We start from the raw sequence: 17,454 nt of genomic DNA, 5'->3' as shown, positions 1-17,454 counted from the left end.
GCGGAGCGCACCATGAGTCTTTCCCCGTTTCACCTGGCCATCCCCGTCTATGACCTTGCCGCCGCGCGCGACTTCTACGGGCGCGTCTTCGGGCTGCCGGAAGGCCGTTCCAGCAGCACATGGGTGGACTTCGACTTCTACGGGCACCAGCTCGTCATTCACGAGCACCCGAAAACGCCTTCCCAGGAACACGCGCACACGAATCCCGTGGACGGCCACGACGTGCCGGTGCCGCACTTCGGCATCGTGCTGCCGTGGAACGAGTGGGAGGCGCTGGCGGAGCGGCTGCGGCAGTTCGGCACGCAGTTCGTGATCGAGCCGTACATCCGTTTCCAGGGGCAGGTGGGCGAGCAGGCCACGATGTTCCTGCTCGATCCCTGCGGTAACGCGCTGGAGTTCAAGGCATTCAAGGATATCGGGCAGTTGTTCGCCAGGTGAGCGGGGCCGCGTTTCGGCTGTCGTGCCGTGCCGATATTTGACAAGGCACAATAGGCGCTCGAGCCAACCGCCGCCGCCCCGGTTTTCGCCTCGGGCGGCGGCATCGTCCGGCGGGCAATCCGGCAGGAGCGGCACATGGCATCGGCGATCAGCGTCGTCTTGTTCGACATGGAAGGCGTGTTGACCCACTACGACCGCAACGCGCGCACCGGGCGCCTCGCGGCCTTGACCGGGGCCACGCCCGAGGCCGTGCGCCATGCCATCTGGGGCTCGGGGCTGGAAGCTCGGGCAGATGCCGGCGAACTCGCTCCGGACGACTATCTGGCCGCGCTCGCCGGCTTGCTGGGCTGCGCCGTCACGCGCGAGGCCTGGCTGGATTCGCGGCACGCCTCGATCATGCCCAACGAGGAGGCGCTGGTTCTCGCGCGGCGGGTTGCCCGGCGCCATCGCGTCGCCGTGCTGACCAACAACTGCAGCCTCGTGACGGACTATCTCGAGTACCTCAACCCGGCGGTGGCCGAACTCTTCGGCAGCGATATCTATGGGTCGGCCATGTTCGGCGCGGTGAAGCCGGCGGCACAAACCTACCTGGGCTGCGTGCGCCACCTGGGTGCGCAACCGGCCGAAACGCTCTTCATCGACGATACCGAGGCCAATGTGCAGGGCGCGCTCGACGCCGGATTGCAGGGATACCGTTTCGTGGATGCCGACGCGTTAGGCGCGCGGTTCGTGCAGCTTGGCCTGATCGACTGATCAGGTATGCAGAATAAATTGCGCGCGAATCGCGAACCGTCTTACGCAGGCACCTCGGCAAGCCGCTCGCCCAGCAGCGCTTCCAGCCACTCCGCGAAGACCTGAAGCCGCCGCGACAGATGCTGGCGGTGCTGGTAGAGCAGGGTCATCGGCATGGGCGCCGCGCGCTGCGTGCCGAGCACCTCCACGAGTTCTCCGGCGCGCAGATGTGTTTGCACGTCGTAAGCCGGAATCTGGATCAGGCCGAGCCCCGCGAGGCAGCAGGCGATATACGCTTCGGCGTTGTTCACGGTCACGCGGCCCGGCACGGCCATCGTGCGCGTGGTCTCGCCTTCGCGCCACTCCCAGGGCGCGATGCGTCCGCTCGAGGGCGAAGCGTATTGCACGGCCCAGTGCGCCGCGAGATCGGCGGGTGTGCGCGGCGTGCCGTGCCGGGCGAGATAACCGGAGCTCGCGACGTTGATGAGCGTGAGGTTGCCGATCGGCCGCGCGATCATGCTCGAATCGTGCAGCGCGCCCACGCGCAGGGCGCAGTCGATGCGCTCTTCCACGAAGTTCACGGCGCGGTCCGTGGTGCCGAGCTCGATGTCGATCTTCGGCCAGGCCGCGAGAAACGCGGGCAGCGCGGGCGCGACGACCAGCCGCCCGATCCGCCCCGGCACGTCTACGCGCAGCCTGCCGCTCGGTCCCACGGCGGTCTGGCGAAACAGGTTCTCGGTTTCCTCGACATCGGCAATGAGGCGCAGGCAGCGCTCGTAGAGCGCGGCGCCATCCTGCGTGAGCGAAACGCTGCGCGTGGTGCGATGCAGAAGCCGTGCGCCCACGCGCCCTTCCAGCTCCTGCACGGCCGCCGAAACCGACGAGCGCGGCAGCCCCAGCGTATCGGCGGCACGCGTGAAATTCGCGCATTCGACCACGCGCGCGAAGACACGAAAGAGTTCAATGCGATCCACGAATGCTTTCCGGCAGAAGGCGGCAGGTTATACCCAAGGTAGGGAATCGGTGTTCGTCATTCCTGGATGGTGATTCCATAAATAGCGGCTTTATGCCTGATTTCTGGACTATATCATCGACGACATTGAGCAGCCGCATGGGGCGGCTGCGGTACGGAGGAATGAGTCATGGCGAACCACAGCATCGAAGGCAAAACCGTCCTGATCGCGGGCGGCGCGAAGAACCTGGGCGGCTTGATCGCGCGCGATCTGGCGAAGCACGGTGCGAAGGCGGTGGCGATCCATTACAACAGCGCGGGCACGAAAGCGGCCGCGGACGAAACAGTCGCGGCGCTCAAGGCGGCAGGCGCCGAGGCGGTGGCGATCCAGGCCGACCTTACGTCGGCGGCGGCGGTCGAAAAGCTCTTCGCCGATGCGGTGGCCGCCGTGGGGCGCCCGGACATCGCGATCAACACGGTGGGCAAGGTGCTGAAGAAGCCCTTTACCGAGATCACCGAGGCGGAGTACGACGAAATGGCCGCCGTGAATTCGAAGACGGCGTTCTTCTTTCTGCGCGAAGCGGGCAAGCACGTCAACGACAACGGCAAGGTCGTGACGCTCGTGACGTCGCTGCTGGGCGCGTTCACGCCGTTCTATGCGGCCTACGCGGGCATGAAGGCGCCGGTGGAGCACTTCACGCGCGCGGCGGCGAAGGAATTTGGCGCACGCGGCATTTCGGTGACGGCGGTGGGTCCGGGCCCGATGGACACGCCGTTCTTCTATCCCGCCGAAGGCGCCGATGCCGTGGCCTATCACAAGACGGCCGCCGCGCTCTCCGGTTTCTCGAAGACCGGGCTGACCGATATCGAAGACGTGGTGCCGTTCATTCGTCACCTGGTGAGCGACGGCTGGTGGATCACGGGGCAGACCATTCTGATCAACGGCGGCTACACCACGAAGTAACGGCAGCGTTGCGGCACGGGCACCTCGGGCGGTCATCCGGCGAGAGCCCGGCGCCCGGTGCGGGCAGAATGGCGGCATGGCCATCTCTTTGCCTGGAGCGTTCGATGACGGGTTCGCGTAGGTTCGGTCTTGCCGGTTTGCTGATCCTGGCCTGGGCGGCGCTTTTCGCGCTCACGGCCAAGGCCCAGGGCACGGGCGCGCCGCCCGCGCCAGTGGTGTACGTGAGCGACTTCGAGCTCGACACGGCCGAGGTCACGCAGGATACCAATCCCGTCGATCAGGCGCGCCGCTTCGCGGGCGGCATTTTGCCCGGCGGCGGCCTGCTGCGTCGGCGCGACCCGGAGATGAGCGCGCCGGAGATCGTCGCCACGATGTCCGAAAAGATCGTCGAGGATCTGCGCAAGCAGGGGATCGACGCGCGCCGTCTGCCGGCGGGCGGTGCCGCTCCCGCCCAGGGCTGGCTCGTGCGCGGCGTGTTCCTGAGCGTCGACGAAGGCAACCGCGTGCGGCGCGCGATGGTGGGCTTCAACTCGGGCAAGAGCCAGTTCGAAGTCGCCTTTGCCGCCGACGACCTTGCGGTGCAGGCGACGCCCACGCCGCTCTATCAGGAAGTAGAAGGGCAGTCGGGCCAGCATCTGCCGGGCGCGGCCGTGGCGCTCAATCCGTATGTGGCGATCGCGAAGTTTGCCCTGTCGCGCGGCGACGAGCGCAAGGCGCTGACGAACGCCGCGAAGCAGGTGGCCGATGCCGTGGCGCTCAAGGTGCGGCCGCCGCAATGACATCGCGGGACCTGAATGGCCAACGCATTAGTTGCGCATTACGTGCGCGTGATCGTCGCGATGTCGCGGTAAGCCGAGGGCGTGAGTCCGCAGGCCTGATGCCACGCATGCGTCAAATGGGCCGAATCGTAGAAACCGGCGGCATGCGCCGTGGCCGTGATGGACTCGGCGCGACTGCGCATGCGTTGCCCGGCAATGGTCAGGCGTACGGCCTGACGCAGCACGCCGAACGCGAGACCGCCGCGTGCCAGCTGGCGCTGTAGCGTGCGCGGTGTGACGGCGAGTTCGGCGGCGCAGGTTTCCAGGCTGGCTTCGGGTTCGGTGTAGAGCCGGGTAGTGACTTCATGAGCGGCACTGCGCTCCTCTCCGAGCCGTAACGAGAGCGAGACCAGGGCGTACTCGCCCGTATGGGCGTCCGCGTCCGCGCGCGTGGCGAGCCACGCTATGCAGCTCTCGCTGAGCGCCGCGCGCAGCGGATCGTCGTGCTCCTGGGTGCGAGGGGTGCGGCGGATCGCCGCCGTCTCCGTCCCGGGTGCCGCCACCATGGTCGCGACGCCAAAGCGCGCCGCCTCGTTCAAGGCATTCCACCGATGTTCGAAAGCGCGGGTCGCAAGTCCGGCTGGAAAAAGCGCGGCCAGCGGATTCGCGTCGCAGGCCGCGGCGCGCGCCAGATTCGAGCACGCCTGCCGGGACGTGAGCCCGCTTTCCGATGCCGCACTCGCGGCGCTCGCATAGGTCTCGTGAGAGACCAGACCGTTGACCACGCGTCCCACGGCCTGAGCAAACTGCGCGGCCGGATGGCAGGCCTCGGCGCGAGACGGCGCAAGCGCATCGAAGAGCGCGCGCGAGGCCATCAGATGGCCAGCGGGTTGTGGGGCGAGGAATGTCGCGTTCATACAATCGTCGATAGGTCGGCCGGCGCATCATCCGCCGTGTTCAACCCACGGAGGACACCTCGATGCAGCAGGAAACATGGCCATCCTATTTTATCGGCGACGCACGTGTCGATTCGACGCTGCACCGGCTCTATGCCGATGCGCTGCGCGTGGACCCCGTCGCGCGCGCCGCCGCGACGGGCCGCGGACTCGACGAGGGCGCACCGGCCTTCTACGGCGCGATGAAAGACGCCTACATGCCCGTCACGCCCGACCTCGGCATGCTGCTCTACGCGCTCGCCCGGGCTACGGCGGCGCGCGAGGCCGTGGAGTTCGGCACCTCGTTCGGCATTTCGGCGATCTGGCTGGCGGCGGCCCTGCGCGAGAACGGCGGCCGGCTCGTCACGGCCGAACTGGACGAGGCCAAGGCGCGCCGCGCCGCCCTCAACCTGGCCGAGGCCGGCCTCGCCGAGCGGGTCGAGATCCGCACCGGCCCCGCACAAGCGAAGCGACGCTGGCCGCAGGCCTGCCCGACACCGTGGATCTCGTTTTCCTCGATGGTGCGAAGTCGCTCTATCTGCCGGTGCTGCAGCTCGTCGAGCCGCGTTTGCGACGCGGCGCGCTGATTGTCGCGGACAACACCGGCATGCCCGATGCCCGGCCATTTCTCGATTACACGGACCGGGAGGCGAGCGGCTATCGGGCGGCGGCATTGTTCACCGAGGCGCTGGGCAGCCAGCATCCCTGCCGCCTGCTCGTGCGCACAAGGTAAGCGGCGCTTGCGCGATCGCGCACCTTTTCAAGTCGACGAAAGCTTTCCGTTTGCGATCAGTAACCCGGCGGCAGACGGAAAATCCCCTCGGGGAAAAGCTGCAATTAATCGGACAAATCTAACAAGTAATCAGTGGTAATATGAGCGACCTTAAAATTTAACGATCGATCCCCGGTGCTTTGCGTGAACGAGACGCACACCGTGGCACAAGCTTCAAGTCTTCGGGGTCACACCGCGGGTCATACCGCTTTCTTACCGATTACAACGCAAGGCCTGCCGCCTGCGGGGCATCGTTCGTCCGCCGCGGCCCAGATATAGGCCCGTTTTCAACAGATCATGAAAGTCCGTAATGCCAGGCATTGGGCGCCGCGGGGAAGGCGCCGGTGGCTCCTTGCACTCTGCGCGCTCGTCGCGGCCAGCGGCCTGCGCCTCGCGCTCCATCCGTTCCTCGGTTCCGTGATGCCCAGCACGACGTTCGGCATCGCTGCGGCACTGGTCGAGTATTTCCTCGGCCTCGGGCCCGCCTTGATGGTCATGACGCTGGGTCTCGGCATTGCCGACTATCTGTTCGTGCCGCCGTACGCGAACATCACCTACTTCGATCATCGCGACGTCATCCTGGTGATCGCTTATCCGCTCGTTTCCCTCATCGTCATTACGCTGATCGAACGCCTGCGGCGCGAGCAGTTTCGCGCGCAGTTGATTGCCTCCGTGGCGCAGTCGCGCTACGAGATGCTGCTGCGTCACGACAACGAGCGCGCGCTCGCGCGGCGTGCCGTCGATGAAACCCACCGGCTGCTGCACCATCTCGCGCAGCATCACCACGAATTCATCCTGATCAAGGCGCTCGAACGCGATGCAGCTGCGCGCGCGAGCGTGGGCCAAAGCACGTCCTGGACGCTGCCGCGCGCAGAAGAAGTCGCGCCCGGCCCGCTTTTCGATGCCGTGCATCCCGAGGACATCCAGCGTCTCACGAATGCGCTCTGGCCCGGCAGCCACCGGGTGCGCCTGCGCCGGGCGCAGCACGAGAACGAATTCCGGTTCACCCACTGCCGGTGCGACCGGTTCACGACACACGCGGGCGATTTTCTCGTCCTGCGCACGGAGCAATGATTTGGCAACCGTAGCATTCGAACCGGCGGCCATCGAGGCTTCTTCGTCCACGCCGTCGGCCCAGTCCACGCGTTTCTTCAGCGAAGGGGACGGCCATGCGGTCCTGCTGCTGCACGGCCTTTCGAGCTCGCCGCTCGAACTGCGTTATCTCGCGCGCTATCTGCAGGGCGAGGGCTTTACGACCTGTGCGCCCGTGATCGATGGCTACAGCGCCGGCTCGGGCGAGCTGCCGATGGAGCGCTGGGTCGAAAGCGCGGTGCGCGAATTCGACGCGCTGGCGGCGCGCTACGAACGGGTGTCGATCTGCGGCCTGTCGATCGGCGGCGCGCTCGCGCTGCGGCTGATCCGCGCCCGCCCCAATGCCCAGGCGCTCGTGCTGCTTTCGCTCACGCTCAGCTACGACGGCTGGGCGATTCCCTGGTACCGCTTCGCGCTCGACTGGGCCTATTACACGCCGCTGCGCAGCCGTTACCGCTATCGCGAAGCCGAACCGTTCGGTCTGCGAAACGAAGCGCTGCGCGCGAAGATTGCCCGGGCGATGCAGCGCAACGCGTTCAGCGAAGTGGGGCCGTCCACGATCTCGCTGCCCGCGCTGCACGAGGCCCTGCGTCTTGCGCGCGCCGCGCGCAAGGAAGTGGCGGCCATTGAAAACGATACGCTGGTGATTCACGCCATCGACGACGAAACCTCGAGCCCGCGCAACCCGCGCTACGTGATCGACCACATCGGCGCGAGCTTTCTGCGCACCGTATGGCTCGACGACTCGTACCACATGATCACTTCGGACAACGAGCGCGAGATCGTTGCGCGCGAAACCGCACTGTTCCTGCGCGAAAGCGAAGTGGCGCACGGCGCGGGCAAGGAGGGCGGCCAGCCGGTCGTCTCGAAGGCGCTGGCCCGGCGTCTGCGTCAACTGGCGGCGGTGGGCCAGCGATGACGCGATTCGAAGGGATGAAACGGCTGGCGTGCGTGGCTGCGCTGGCGATGGCGCAGCATGCCTGGGCCGATGACGCCACCACGGCGTCGGCGAGCGGCACGAGCGCGGGTGGCGGCACAGGCACCCCCGCAACCACGAACGCCGATTCCGACTGGAAGATCGCGATCGGCCCCGGCTTCTATCTCGCGCCGCAGTATCCCGGCGCCAGCCGCCTGAAGGTCTATCCGTTCCCCGCGCTCGACATTTCCTGGCGCGACCGCATCTTCTCGCAAGGGCCGGACGTGCTCGGCGTGAACGTGATTTCGTCGGAGAACTACCATGTGGGCGCCTCGCTGAGCTTCGACTTTCAGTCGCGCACGGCTTCCGACGACCCGCATCTGCGCGGGCTCGGCAACGTGGACGACGGCCCCAAGCTGCGCCTCTTCGCCGACTATACGGTCTGGGCGTTCACGGGCGCCGTGGCGGTGTACCAGGACATCAGCGGCGACGGCCAGGGCACGACGGCGAGCGCGGATCTCTACGCGTCGCTGCCGCTGCCGGGCTGGCTCTTCTCGGTGGGCCCCGGGCTCACGTGGGCGAGCGCCGTCTACACGCGCACGCTGTTCGGTGTTTCGGCGGCGCAGAGCGCGGCGTCCGGGCTGCCGCAATACGAAGCCGGCTCCGGCATTCGCGATGTGCACGTGACGTTTGCCGCGACGCACGACTTCTCGAAGCACTGGGTGGGCTCGGTGAATGCGACGCTCGGCCGTCTCGAACACTACGCCGGGGGCAGCCCGGTGACCGAACGCCGCCGGGAGTTGACGACCTTCGGGGCGCTGAATTACCGTTTCTGAGTGCCCTGAGCGGGCGAGGCACGCTGCCTTGCCCGCTGCGAACGCTGGCTGCCGCCATGCGCAGGCGTTGCCCGGAGACTGTGACCGTATGCCCGCGACTGTCCGCAATTCCTTGCTGTGGATCTTCGAGCCACTCGAGCGCGAAGCCACCTACCTCACCAGGCGGATGTTCGGATCCGACGCCGCGTACCTCGACGGCTTGCTCTGCCCCACCGCCGGCGACGGCGACGAACCCTGGAACGGGCTTCTGGTCTGCACGTCGAAGGAGCATCACGCTGCGCTCATCGAAGAACTGCCGGTTTTGAAGCCGCATCCGGTGCTCGGGAAGTGGCTCTATATCTCGCAGGCCGATGCGGCCTTCGAAGACACCGTGGAAGCGATCGTGTCGAGGGTGCTGGCGCGCGACCCGCGCATCGGCGTCGCGCCGACGCCGCGCAAGCGCGGGCGCAAGAGTGTTCTGCCGAAGGGCGAGGGCTGAGACGCGCTTTGCGTCCGCCTTTTCGAGTGAGCGCGCTCAGGCGGCGACGCGCGTCGGATTGACCTCGACCGTCACGTGCGAAAGTCCCTTGAAGCGCTTGAGCGCCGCGTGGTAGAAGCTCGGACTGCGCCGGGCATCCGGCGTGACGACCGATACGACCGCGCTCATATGGCCCGGGCCGATACGCCACACATGAAGGTCGAGCACCGTGTCGCCGTTGTTCTCGATGACCTCGCGCACGTTCTCGGCCATCCGGCGGTCCGGGTTCATGTCCAGCAGAATGCCGCCTGTATCGCGCATCAAGCCCCATGACCAGTTCGCGATCACCAGCGCGCCGATCACTCCTGCGAGCGGGTCCATCCAGAGCCAGCCGAAAGCGCGGGCGAGCAGCAGGCCGATGATCGCCAGGACGGAAACCGCCGCATCCGCAATGACATGCACGTACGCCGCGCGGATGTTGTGGTCGCGGTGTGCAGCAGATTCGGTATCCTGATGATCGTGTTCTTCGAACTCGAGTGAATGTTCGCCGTCGCTCAGGCAGACCGTGGCCCGGAATGCGTGCGGTTCGGCAATGGTCTCTTTCGACTGCAGATAGCCGCCGTGGTCCGCAAACGAGAACGTCTGGCGGGCGCCGTCGGGACGTATCGTCGTGATCGTGACGGCATCGGCAGCCAGTTTCGACGACGCTAACTCGGGCGCAATGCGGAACACGGGCGACACGCCCTCTTCGAAAATCGAAACGGCAAAGACACCGGCGCTGCAAAAGAGGCGTTGTGCCTCTTCCTCATGGCTGTGTCCGTCGTCATGGGCGTGGCCATGGACATGGCCATGCCCGTGGCCGTGATGGTCGCCGCCCAGCAGCCAGACACTCGCCAGATTGACCAGCAGGCCCGCCACGGCGGTGGGAATCGCCTCGCCGAAATGGATCGGCACGGGCGAGAAAAAGCGCGAAACCGCCTCGTAGCCGATCAACAGCGCGATCATGGCAAGCACGATCGCGCTGGTAAAGCCCGCGAGGTCACCCAGCTTGCCGGTGCCGAACACGAAGCGGCTGTCGGTCGCGTGCCGGCGCGCGTAGGTGTAAGCCAGGGCGGCAATGAGCATGGCGCCGGCATGGGTCGACATGTGCAGGCCGTCGGCGACGAGGGCCAGCGAACCAGACAGGCTGCCGCCGACAATCTCCGCCACCATCATGACACTGCACAGCGCAATGACCATCCAGGTCCTGCGTTCGTTGTCCTCATGGGCCGCGCCGAGGAAGATATGGTCGTGCCCCGCCCCGAAGGCAACGTTCTCGAACTGACTCATGTTTCTTTCACTTGAAATAGCTGTGCACGACTTCGACCAATTGTTCAATTCCGCTGCCGTGGTCGTCGCCATGGTCGTGGTCATGCCCGGCATCGACCAGATGGGTACGGATATGGTCTTCAAGGACAACGGCGAGTAACCCGTTCATCGCGCCACGGCAACTCGTGACCTGCTGGAGGACTTCCATGCAGCCGCGCTCCTCTTCGAGTGCGCGCTCGATGGCTTCGACCTGCCCTTTGATTCGACGAATGCGGTTCAGCAGCTTTTGCTTTTCGCGGATGGTATGACTCATGCCCGTTCTCCTGTCTGCGGGCGCAGTTTAGCATTGATAGGGTAGGGGGGTATACTAAATTCACCAGATCAGATGCTAGGCAAAAGGGCTGTTTGACTTTTAAGACGACCGGTCATATTATTCGGCCATGTCACGAACCGCCGACAAAACCGATATCCCGAACCGCCTCGTCAAGGCGGGACGCGAGTTGTTCTCGCGCCAGGGCTACAACGCCACCGGCATCCAGCAGATCACCGATCATGCGGGCGTCCCGAAGGGCTCGTTCTACAACCACTTCGAGAGCAAGGAAGCGTTCGCGGTGGAGATCATTGCGCAGTACGCGGCCTATCTGCAGCGGTCGTGGGAAGCGATGATGGCGAGCGCGCCGCCGCAGCCCATGGCCGCAATCCGCTATGTGTTCGAGCAGATGATCGCGTATCACGAGCGCAGGACGATGCAGTCCGGATGCCTCGTCGGCAATTTCGCGGCGGAGATTGGCCTTGCCAGCGAACCGTGCCGCGTCGCGCTGCTCGATGCGCAGCTCGAATGGCGCGATCGCCTGGCCGGCATGATCAGCCGCGCGCAGGCGCACGGCGACATTCGCGCGGATGTCGATCCGGCCGCGTTGTCGGGTCTCGCGTGGGACGCCTGGGAAGGCGCGTTGCTGCGCGTGAAGCTCGAGCGCTCGGTAGCGCCGCTGCGCCAGAGCGTCGACCTGATTCTCGACCGTCTTTTTCCGCCGCCCGTCCGGGCGGCCACCCCCGTCACGCCAACTTTGGAGTAGTCCTCAACATGGGTGTCCAGACCGAAACCGGCCTCACCGACGTTCTGTTCCAGCCGATCAAGCTGGGCAAGCTCGAACTCGCGAATCGCATGGCCATGGCGCCGCTCACGCGCAGCCGCGCCGACGACAGCCTTTCGCCCACCGACATGGTGGTCGAGTATTACAGCCAGCGTGCGAGCGTCGGCCTCATCATCGCCGAGGCGACGCAGATCTCGGGCACAGCCCAGGGCTACACGCATACGCCGGGTATCTACACCGACGACCAGATCGCGGCGTGGAAGAAGGTGACCGACGCCGTGCACGCGAAGGGCGGCAAGATCTTCGTGCAGCTCTGGCATACGGGCCGCATGTCGCATACGCACTTTCAGCCCGGCAATCAGGCGCCGGTCGCCCCCTCGGCCATTGCGGCGAAGGCGAAGACCTATATCGTCGATCAGGGCTTCGTCGATTGCTCGGAACCGCGTGCGGTGGCTACGGTCGAGATCGCCGGGATCGTCGACGACTTCCGTACCGCGGCGGCGAAGGCAATTCAGGCCGGCTTCGACGGTGTGGAGATTCACGGCGCGCACGGCTATCTGATCGACGCCTTCCTGCGCGACGGCTCGAACCACCGCACCGACGCGTACGGCGGCAGCATCGAGAATCGCGCCCGTTTCCTGGTGGAAGTCATGACGGCCGTGATCGGCGAGATCGGTGCGGATCGCGTCGGCATTCGCCTGTCGCCGGTTTCGCCTGTGAACGATTCGTCGGAAAGCGACCCGCAGCCGCTGTTCGAACACGTGGTGCGCGAACTCGAAAAGCTGCACCCGGTGTATATCCATGTGGTCGAAGGGCATACGGGCGGTCCGCGCGATAACGCGCCGTTCGACTACGAGGCGCTGCGCCGCCTCTACTCCGGCGTCTGGATGCTGAACAACGGCTATACGAAGGAAATGGCGATCGACGCGCTGCAGAGCGGGCGCGGCGACATGGTCTCGTTCGGCCGTGCCATGATTACGACGCCGGATCTGCCGCGTCGCTTCCGCGAGAATGCGCCGCTCAATCCGCCGTTCAAGGACGCTTCGCTTTACGGCGGCACGGGCGCGCACGGATACGTCGATTATCCTGCGCTGGCGTGAGCCGGGGCGCGTGAAGGTCACGTTCGATTCGAGGGCAGTACAAAGCAACTGACAGGAGAAACGCGATGTCGATGGACTGGAAGCATGGTTATGCATTCACGAACGGCATTCGCGTTCACTACGTCGAAGCGGGAACCGGGCCGCTCGTGCTGCTGTGCCACGGCTGGCCCGAATCGTGGTTCTCCTGGCGCCATCAGATTGCGCCGCTCGCCGCAGCGGGCTTTCGCGTGGTTGCCATGGACCAGCGCGGTTACGGCGAAACCGACGCGCCGCTCGCCATCGACGCGTATCACGCGCTCAATCTCGCAGGCGATCTGGTTGGGCTCGTGCACGCGCTTGGCGAGGAGGAGGCGATACTTGTCGGGCACGACTGGGGTTCGATGGTCGTGCAGTACGCCGCGCTGTTGCGTCCCGATGTGTTCAAGAAGATCGCACTCCTGAGCGTGCCATATCTGCCGCGAAACAAGCTGCGGCCGGCGGTGCGCTTCGAGGTCGCCACGCAGGATCACCACTTCTATCAGCACTATTTTCAGGAACCGGGCAAGGCCGAGCGGGAGTTCGAGCTCGACATTCGCCGCTCGCTCCTCGGCGTGCTCTACAGCGCATCGGGTGACGCGCAGTTCGACGAAGCACACAGGCGGATCAGTTTTGCGAGGTTCGCGAAAGGCACGCGGCTCATCGACAACCTCGCGATTCCCGCCACGCTGCCCGACTGGCTGCCCGCCGAAGATCTCGACTATCTGACCGGGCGCTTCGAGTTGTCCGGCTTTCGCGGCGGGATCAACTGGTACCGGAATCTCGACCGGAACTGGGAGCTGACGCCGTTCCTCGATGGCGCGAAGCTTCGGCAGCCAACGGTGTTCATCGCCGGCGAGCTCGACGGTGTGCTGAAAATGACCAAAGACGAGTACGCGAATCTGGCGGCCAACGTCCCCAATCTTGTCGGCAATCATCTGATTCCGCGTGGCGGGCATTTCATCCAGCAGGAGAAGCCCGAAGCCGTGACGGAATTGCTGCTGTCGTTCTTGAACAAGCGGTAGCGCACAACGATGAACGGCGCTTCGAACGCGCCGTTCATCGTTTGAGCAAGGCTTGCCGCATCAGCGTCACGAACTTTTCCGTCACCGCAGGCAAGGTTCTGCCTCTCTTCTTTACGATCGCGATCGGCCGCACGAAGGCCGGATGCGCAATGGGCTTTGCGACGAGCTCCGGCTCGGCCTGCACCTCGCGCGCGGTTTCCGGCAGGATCGTAATGCCGAGTCCCGCCCGCACCATGGCGACAGCAGTCATCATATAGGTCGGCTCGCAAGCGATATCGAGCGCTTCGCGCGACGCACTGAGCGCGGCATCGACCACCGAGCGCACGCTCGTGCCCGGCGCGGTCAGCACCAGTGGCGAGCCCGTGAGATCGTCGAGCACGATCCGCCGTTTCTTCGCGAGCGGATGCGCGCGCGGACACACCGCCACGAGCCGGTCCACGCTGGCGTGCAGCACCTCCAGCATCGGATCGAGCACTTCGCCGCCGGTCAGTCCGATGTCGGCCTCCTCGTTGCGCACCAAAGCATTGACGCTGCTCGCCACCCCGTCGCGGACCTGGAACGCGACGAGCGGCACCTCGCGTTTCATCTTCGCGACGAGTTCGGGCAACACACTCGCGGCAAACGTCGGCAGGCACGCGATGCGGACCGTGCCGCTTTCCCCTTCGCCCAGCGCGCGCGCGTCGCGCAACACAGCCTCCATGTCGCGCAGCGACTTGCGCAGGAGCGGCAGCAATTCGCGCCCGGTCTGCGTCAGCGCAACGTTACGACTATTGCGGTCGAACAGCCGCACGCCCACCGCTTCCTCGAGCCGACGTATCTGTACGGTCAAGGCCGGCTGCGAGAGGTGCAGCCGCTCGGCTGCACGCGTGAAGCTCCCGGCCTCGGCCACGGCGATAAGCGCGCGAATATCGCGGAGATTGAGATCCATAATGGTTCGTGATAGCTGCGATCAAATCATTTTAATTGTGTTATCGCCGCTTCGACCATACGCTGACGAGCATCAGAAAACAAGATCCGGAGACAGACTCATGCTGCCTTTATTGGGGCTTGCCACCATCGTCGTCCTGCTAGGGGCGATCCTTTCGAAGCGCATGTCGCCGCTGGTCGCCCTCATCATCGTGCCGATCGTGGCGTCGCTAATTGGCGGCTTCGGCTTGCAAACCAGCAAATTCGTCATCGAGGGGCTCAAGAGTCTCGCGCCCGTGGTGGGCATGTTCGTGTTCGCGATCCTGTACTTCGGGACGATCACCGACGCCGGCACGCTCGATCCGATCATCGACCGCATCCTGCGCACCGTGGGAACGAAGCCCACGCGTATCGTGATGGGGACCACGCTGCTGGCCCTGCTCATTCATCTGGACGGCTCGGGTGCCGTGTGTTTCCTCGTGACGATTCCGGCGATGCTGCCGCTCTACGAGCGTCTCAACATGGACAAGCGGGTGCTGGCGGCGGCGGTATCGATGGCCGCCGGTATCAATTTTCTGCCGTGGACAGGGCCGATGATCCGGGCTTCGGCTTCCCTGCATCTGCCGATTTCGGCGCTTTTCAATCCGCTGATTCCCGTGCAGGCGATCGGCCTCGTCTTCGTGTTCGGCATGGCGTGGTGGCTGGGCCGACGCGAAGAAAAGCGCCTCGGCTATTCGAGCACCAACGGTTCGATTCCCATGCCGAAGCGCGAACTCACGCCGGAAGAACAGGCACTGCGCCGCCCGAAGAACTTCTGGTTCAACATCGTCCTGACCGTCGCCGTGCTTGGCACGATGGTCGCGATGGGCGAAAAGATTCCGCCCGCGATCATGTTCATGGTGGGCCTGTGCATCGCGCTGATGGTGAACTACCCGAACGTCGATATGCAACGCAAACGCATCGACGCGCACGCACGTGCCGCGCTGATGATGGCGGGCATTCTGCTCGCGGCGGGCGTGTTCACCGGCATCATGCAGGGCAGCGGCATGCTCAAGGCGATGGCGCAGGCGGCCGTTGGCTTCGTCCCGCCCACGATGGCGGGGCATATTCCGGTTGTGCTCGGCCTCGTGTCGATGCCGCTCTCCATGTTGTTCGATCCCGATTCGTTCTATTTCGGAGTACTTCCGGTAATTGCCGAAGTGGCCTCGCAGCTTGGCGTGCCGGCGGTGCATGTCGGTCAGGCAGCGCTGCTCGGCCAGATGACAACCGGATTCCCCGTGAGCCCGCTCACGCCCGCGACGTTTCTCGTCGTCGGACTGTGCGGCATCGATCTCGCGGATCACCAGAAGTTCACATTTCCGCTGCTGTTCGGCGCCTCGATCGTGATGACGATTGCGTGCGTCTTACTGGGCGTATTTCCGCTGTAATCAGGCATGGTCGATCTCATGAATCCAATCCCTGCACAGAAGCGCGTGCGCATTGGCGCGGGCGCCGGTTATTCGGGAGACCGAATCGAGCCCGCGGTCGAGCTCGCGGAGCACGGCGCGCTGGACTATCTCGTGTTCGAGTGTCTGGCCGAGCGTACCATCGCGATCGCGCAGCAGGCGCGCCGCAGCGATCCGCAACTGGGCTACGATCCGCTGCTCGAGGCGCGCATGCGCGCGGTACTGCCGGCCGCGGTGAAGAATCGCGTGCGCATCGTTTCGAACATGGGCGCAGCCAATCCGCACGCGGCGGCGAAGAAGACGGCGCAGATTGCCCGCGAGCTCGGCTTGTCCGGCCTGAAGATCGCCGCCGTGACGGGCGACGACGCGCTGGAGGCCGTGCTGCGTTCGCCCCTGCGTTTCGAAGAGTCCGGCGACGAGGTGAGCGGCTACCGGGAGCGCATCGTTTCGGCGAACGCGTATCTCGGCGCGGCGGCGATCGTCGATGCGCTCGCGGCCGGCGCGGATATCGTGCTGACGGGGCGCGTTGCGGACCCGTCGCTCTTCATGGCACCGCTCATCCACGCATTCGGCTGGCACTTCGACGACTGGAACACACTCGGGCAGGCGACCGTGGTCGGGCATCTGCTCGAATGCGCGGGGCAGGTGACGGGCGGGTATTTTGCCGATCCGGGTTACAAGGACGTGCCGAATCTTGCGCGCCTTGGCTTTCCCATCGGCGAGGTGAGCGCGGACGGCACCGTTGTCGTGACGAAGGTGCCGCATGCAGGCGGCTGCGTGACCGAGGCGACGTGCAAGGAGCAACTGCTCTACGAGATTCACGATCCGGCGCGCTACTACCAGCCGGATGTCGTGGCGGACTTCACGCAGGTGCGCGTCGCGCAGGAGGCGACGGATCGTGTGTGCGTGACCGGCGGGCTCGGTCAGGCGCGCACCGGTACGCTCAAGGTTTCGGTCGCGTATGTCGATGGCTATATCGGCGAAGGGCAGATCTCCTATGGCGGACCGGGTGCCGTTGCACGGGCCCGACTTGCGCTGGATATCGTGCGCGAGCGCCTCGTGGCCACCGGGGTCGATACGAGCGAATTGCGGTTCGATCTGATCGGTGTCAACGCGCTTTACGGCGATACGCTGGCGGCCAGTCATGGCGAGCCGTACGAAGTGCGCGTGCGCGTGGCGGGGCGTGCGGCGAACGCGAGAGAGGCGGCCCGCATCGGCAATGAAGTCGAAACGCTTTACACCAACGGGCCGGCGGGCGGCGGCGGCGTGACCCGGGCGACGCGGGAGGTGCTCGCCGTACAGTCGGTGCTGCTGCCGCGCGAACAGGTGAAGCCCGTTTTCGAAATCGTGGAGGCATGCGATGAAGCTGCGTGAACTGGCTCACGGCCGAACCGGCGACAAAGGCAATACGCTCAATGTTTCGGTGATCTGCTACGACGGCAAGCACTACCCCTATCTGCACACCATCCTGACGCCGGAGCGTGTCAAGGCGCATCTCGCCGATGTTGTGCGGGGCGATGTGGTGCGTTACGAATTGCCGTTGCTGGGTGCGTTCAATTTTGTGCTGGGTCACGCGCTGGGCGGCGGTGTCACGCGTTCGCTGGCGCTCGATGCGCATGGAAAATCGATGAGCTCGGCGCTGCTCGATATGGACATCGGCGAGCCCCCGGGCGATGCGTCGTGATAGTCGGGGCCGAAGCGCACGGTCG

21 protein-coding genes are annotated in these 17,454 nt (G+C 65.4%); 16 read left to right on the top strand and 5 right to left on the bottom strand.

What is annotated here, in order from left to right; genetic code table 11:
• The first annotated feature begins 12 nt into the window (after positions 1–12).
• Positions 13–438: a VOC family protein gene (locus U5760_RS17780; protein WP_322013562.1), complete on the top strand. Its 426-nt coding sequence runs from the start codon at positions 13–15 to the stop codon at positions 436–438.
• A 135-nt stretch (positions 439–573) separates the two neighbouring features.
• A complete protein-coding gene (locus U5760_RS17775) occupies positions 574–1,191 on the top strand; it encodes an HAD-IA family hydrolase (protein ID WP_322013561.1) in 618 nt (205 codons plus the stop codon).
• 41 nt (positions 1,192–1,232) lie between these two features.
• Here the strand turns inward: U5760_RS17775 and U5760_RS17770 are convergent, their stop codons facing one another.
• A complete protein-coding gene (locus tag U5760_RS17770; protein WP_322013560.1) occupies positions 1,233–2,144 on the bottom strand; it encodes a LysR family transcriptional regulator in 912 nt (303 codons plus the stop codon).
• A gap of 168 nt (positions 2,145–2,312) precedes the next feature.
• Between U5760_RS17770 and U5760_RS17765 the strand changes: the two genes are divergently transcribed.
• Both U5760_RS17765 and U5760_RS17760 read left to right on the top strand, forming a co-directional pair.
• Entirely contained in the window at positions 2,313–3,086 is a 774-nt protein-coding gene (locus U5760_RS17765) for an SDR family oxidoreductase (protein WP_322013558.1), read from the top strand.
• A gap of 104 nt (positions 3,087–3,190) precedes the next feature.
• Positions 3,191–3,865: a DUF4410 domain-containing protein gene (locus U5760_RS17760; protein WP_322013556.1), complete on the top strand. Its 675-nt coding sequence runs from the start codon at positions 3,191–3,193 to the stop codon at positions 3,863–3,865.
• 38 nt (positions 3,866–3,903) lie between these two features.
• Here U5760_RS17760 and U5760_RS17755 read toward each other — a convergent pair whose 3' ends face one another.
• Positions 3,904–4,761 (bottom strand): helix-turn-helix domain-containing protein, encoded by an 858-nt coding sequence (locus U5760_RS17755; protein WP_322013554.1) that lies wholly within the window; start codon positions 4,759–4,761, stop codon positions 3,904–3,906.
• A gap of 62 nt (positions 4,762–4,823) precedes the next feature.
• Between U5760_RS17755 and U5760_RS17750 the strand changes: the two genes are divergently transcribed.
• The 6 genes from U5760_RS17750 to U5760_RS17730 all read left to right on the top strand — a co-directional run bounded on the left by U5760_RS17750 (position 4,824) and on the right by U5760_RS17730 (position 8,873).
• Positions 4,824–5,366 carry an O-methyltransferase gene (locus tag U5760_RS17750; protein ID WP_415914127.1) on the top strand — a complete coding sequence of 181 codons (543 nt, stop codon included), beginning with the start codon at positions 4,824–4,826 and terminating at the stop codon, positions 5,364–5,366.
• Positions 5,324–5,512, top strand: coding sequence for a hypothetical protein (locus tag U5760_RS31680; RefSeq protein ID WP_415914126.1), 189 nt, complete (start codon positions 5,324–5,326; stop codon positions 5,510–5,512). The genes U5760_RS17750 and U5760_RS31680 overlap by 43 nt, the downstream gene beginning before the upstream one ends.
• Before the next feature lie 336 nt (positions 5,513–5,848).
• On the top strand, positions 5,849–6,625 hold the full coding sequence (locus U5760_RS17745) for a DUF4118 domain-containing protein (RefSeq protein WP_322013553.1): 777 nt from the start codon (positions 5,849–5,851) through the stop codon (positions 6,623–6,625).
• A 31-nt stretch (positions 6,626–6,656) separates the two neighbouring features.
• Positions 6,657–7,562, top strand: coding sequence for an alpha/beta hydrolase (locus U5760_RS17740; protein WP_322013612.1), 906 nt, complete (start codon positions 6,657–6,659; stop codon positions 7,560–7,562).
• Positions 7,559–8,395: a MipA/OmpV family protein gene (locus tag U5760_RS17735; protein ID WP_322013552.1), complete on the top strand. Its 837-nt coding sequence runs from the start codon at positions 7,559–7,561 to the stop codon at positions 8,393–8,395. The genes U5760_RS17740 and U5760_RS17735 overlap by 4 nt, the downstream gene beginning before the upstream one ends.
• A gap of 88 nt (positions 8,396–8,483) precedes the next feature.
• Positions 8,484–8,873 carry a hypothetical protein gene (locus U5760_RS17730; RefSeq protein ID WP_322013551.1) on the top strand — a complete coding sequence of 130 codons (390 nt, stop codon included), beginning with the start codon at positions 8,484–8,486 and terminating at the stop codon, positions 8,871–8,873.
• A 36-nt stretch (positions 8,874–8,909) separates the two neighbouring features.
• On the opposite strand, the gene dmeF is transcribed toward U5760_RS17730, so the two are convergent.
• On the bottom strand, positions 8,910–10,181 hold the full coding sequence (gene dmeF / locus U5760_RS17725; RefSeq protein ID WP_322013610.1) for a CDF family Co(II)/Ni(II) efflux transporter DmeF: 1,272 nt from the start codon (positions 10,179–10,181) through the stop codon (positions 8,910–8,912).
• A 7-nt stretch (positions 10,182–10,188) separates the two neighbouring features.
• On the bottom strand, positions 10,189–10,473 hold the full coding sequence (locus U5760_RS17720) for a metal/formaldehyde-sensitive transcriptional repressor (protein ID WP_322013550.1): 285 nt from the start codon (positions 10,471–10,473) through the stop codon (positions 10,189–10,191).
• A 127-nt stretch (positions 10,474–10,600) separates the two neighbouring features.
• Between U5760_RS17720 and U5760_RS17715 the strand changes: the two genes are divergently transcribed.
• The 3 genes from U5760_RS17715 (at position 10,601) to U5760_RS17705 (ending at position 13,394) form a co-directional block, all read left to right on the top strand.
• A complete protein-coding gene (locus tag U5760_RS17715; RefSeq protein ID WP_322013549.1) occupies positions 10,601–11,236 on the top strand; it encodes a TetR/AcrR family transcriptional regulator in 636 nt (211 codons plus the stop codon).
• Positions 11,237–11,244: 8 nt separating this feature from the next.
• Positions 11,245–12,354: an alkene reductase gene (locus U5760_RS17710; RefSeq protein WP_322013547.1), complete on the top strand. Its 1,110-nt coding sequence runs from the start codon at positions 11,245–11,247 to the stop codon at positions 12,352–12,354.
• Between the two features lie 65 nt (positions 12,355–12,419).
• A complete protein-coding gene (locus U5760_RS17705) occupies positions 12,420–13,394 on the top strand; it encodes an alpha/beta hydrolase (RefSeq protein WP_322013546.1) in 975 nt (324 codons plus the stop codon).
• A gap of 34 nt (positions 13,395–13,428) precedes the next feature.
• On the opposite strand, the gene U5760_RS17700 is transcribed toward U5760_RS17705, so the two are convergent.
• Positions 13,429–14,322: a LysR family transcriptional regulator gene (locus U5760_RS17700; RefSeq protein WP_322013545.1), complete on the bottom strand. Its 894-nt coding sequence runs from the start codon at positions 14,320–14,322 to the stop codon at positions 13,429–13,431.
• Between the two features lie 100 nt (positions 14,323–14,422).
• On the opposite strand from U5760_RS17700, the gene U5760_RS17695 reads away from it, so the two are divergent.
• From U5760_RS17695 to U5760_RS17685, 3 genes are read left to right on the top strand one after another with little or no spacing between them, the layout of a single operon-like run.
• The gene (locus U5760_RS17695) at positions 14,423–15,727 is read left to right on the top strand and encodes a citrate:proton symporter (protein ID WP_322013543.1); all 1,305 of its coding nucleotides are present in this window, start codon (positions 14,423–14,425) and stop codon (positions 15,725–15,727) included.
• A gap of 18 nt (positions 15,728–15,745) precedes the next feature.
• A complete protein-coding gene (locus U5760_RS17690) occupies positions 15,746–17,119 on the top strand; it encodes an acyclic terpene utilization AtuA family protein (protein WP_322013542.1) in 1,374 nt (457 codons plus the stop codon).
• Positions 17,106–17,429, top strand: a complete 324-nt coding sequence (locus tag U5760_RS17685; protein WP_322013541.1) for a hypothetical protein — start codon at positions 17,106–17,108, stop codon at positions 17,427–17,429. The genes U5760_RS17690 and U5760_RS17685 overlap by 14 nt, the downstream gene beginning before the upstream one ends.
• Positions 17,430–17,454 lie beyond the last annotated feature (25 nt).

It is taken from the genome of Paraburkholderia sp. J12 (assembly GCF_905220215.1).
Taxonomy (GTDB): Bacteria; Pseudomonadota; Gammaproteobacteria; order Burkholderiales; family Burkholderiaceae; genus Paraburkholderia.
The sequence above is the reverse complement of the archived record's forward strand: the minus strand, read 5'-3'. Positions and strand labels throughout refer to the sequence as shown.

Bases quoted from the DNA above. Each gene is read 5' to 3' on its own strand.
- U5760_RS17780 (WP_322013562.1), top strand. From the start codon at position 13: ATGAGTCTTTCCCCGTTTCACCTGGCCATCCCCGTCTATGACCTTGCC.
- U5760_RS17775 (WP_322013561.1), top strand. From the start codon at position 574: ATGGCATCGGCGATCAGCGTCGTCTTGTTCGACATGGAAGGCGTGTTG.
- U5760_RS17765 (WP_322013558.1), top strand. From the start codon at position 2,313: ATGGCGAACCACAGCATCGAAGGCAAAACCGTCCTGATCGCGGGCGGC.
- U5760_RS17760 (WP_322013556.1), top strand. From the start codon at position 3,191: ATGACGGGTTCGCGTAGGTTCGGTCTTGCCGGTTTGCTGATCCTGGCC.
- U5760_RS17755 (WP_322013554.1), bottom strand. From the start codon at position 4,761: ATGAACGCGACATTCCTCGCCCCACAACCCGCTGGCCATCTGATGGCC.
- U5760_RS17750 (WP_415914127.1), top strand. From the start codon at position 4,824: ATGCAGCAGGAAACATGGCCATCCTATTTTATCGGCGACGCACGTGTC.
- U5760_RS17745 (WP_322013553.1), top strand. From the start codon at position 5,849: ATGAAAGTCCGTAATGCCAGGCATTGGGCGCCGCGGGGAAGGCGCCGG.
- U5760_RS17735 (WP_322013552.1), top strand. From the start codon at position 7,559: ATGACGCGATTCGAAGGGATGAAACGGCTGGCGTGCGTGGCTGCGCTG.
- U5760_RS17730 (WP_322013551.1), top strand. From the start codon at position 8,484: ATGCCCGCGACTGTCCGCAATTCCTTGCTGTGGATCTTCGAGCCACTC.
- dmeF (WP_322013610.1), bottom strand. From the start codon at position 10,181: ATGAGTCAGTTCGAGAACGTTGCCTTCGGGGCGGGGCACGACCATATC.
- U5760_RS17720 (WP_322013550.1), bottom strand. From the start codon at position 10,473: ATGAGTCATACCATCCGCGAAAAGCAAAAGCTGCTGAACCGCATTCGT.
- U5760_RS17715 (WP_322013549.1), top strand. From the start codon at position 10,601: ATGTCACGAACCGCCGACAAAACCGATATCCCGAACCGCCTCGTCAAG.
- U5760_RS17710 (WP_322013547.1), top strand. From the start codon at position 11,245: ATGGGTGTCCAGACCGAAACCGGCCTCACCGACGTTCTGTTCCAGCCG.
- U5760_RS17705 (WP_322013546.1), top strand. From the start codon at position 12,420: ATGTCGATGGACTGGAAGCATGGTTATGCATTCACGAACGGCATTCGC.
- U5760_RS17700 (WP_322013545.1), bottom strand. From the start codon at position 14,322: ATGGATCTCAATCTCCGCGATATTCGCGCGCTTATCGCCGTGGCCGAG.
- U5760_RS17695 (WP_322013543.1), top strand. From the start codon at position 14,423: ATGCTGCCTTTATTGGGGCTTGCCACCATCGTCGTCCTGCTAGGGGCG.
- U5760_RS17690 (WP_322013542.1), top strand. From the start codon at position 15,746: ATGAATCCAATCCCTGCACAGAAGCGCGTGCGCATTGGCGCGGGCGCC.
- U5760_RS17685 (WP_322013541.1), top strand. From the start codon at position 17,106: ATGAAGCTGCGTGAACTGGCTCACGGCCGAACCGGCGACAAAGGCAAT.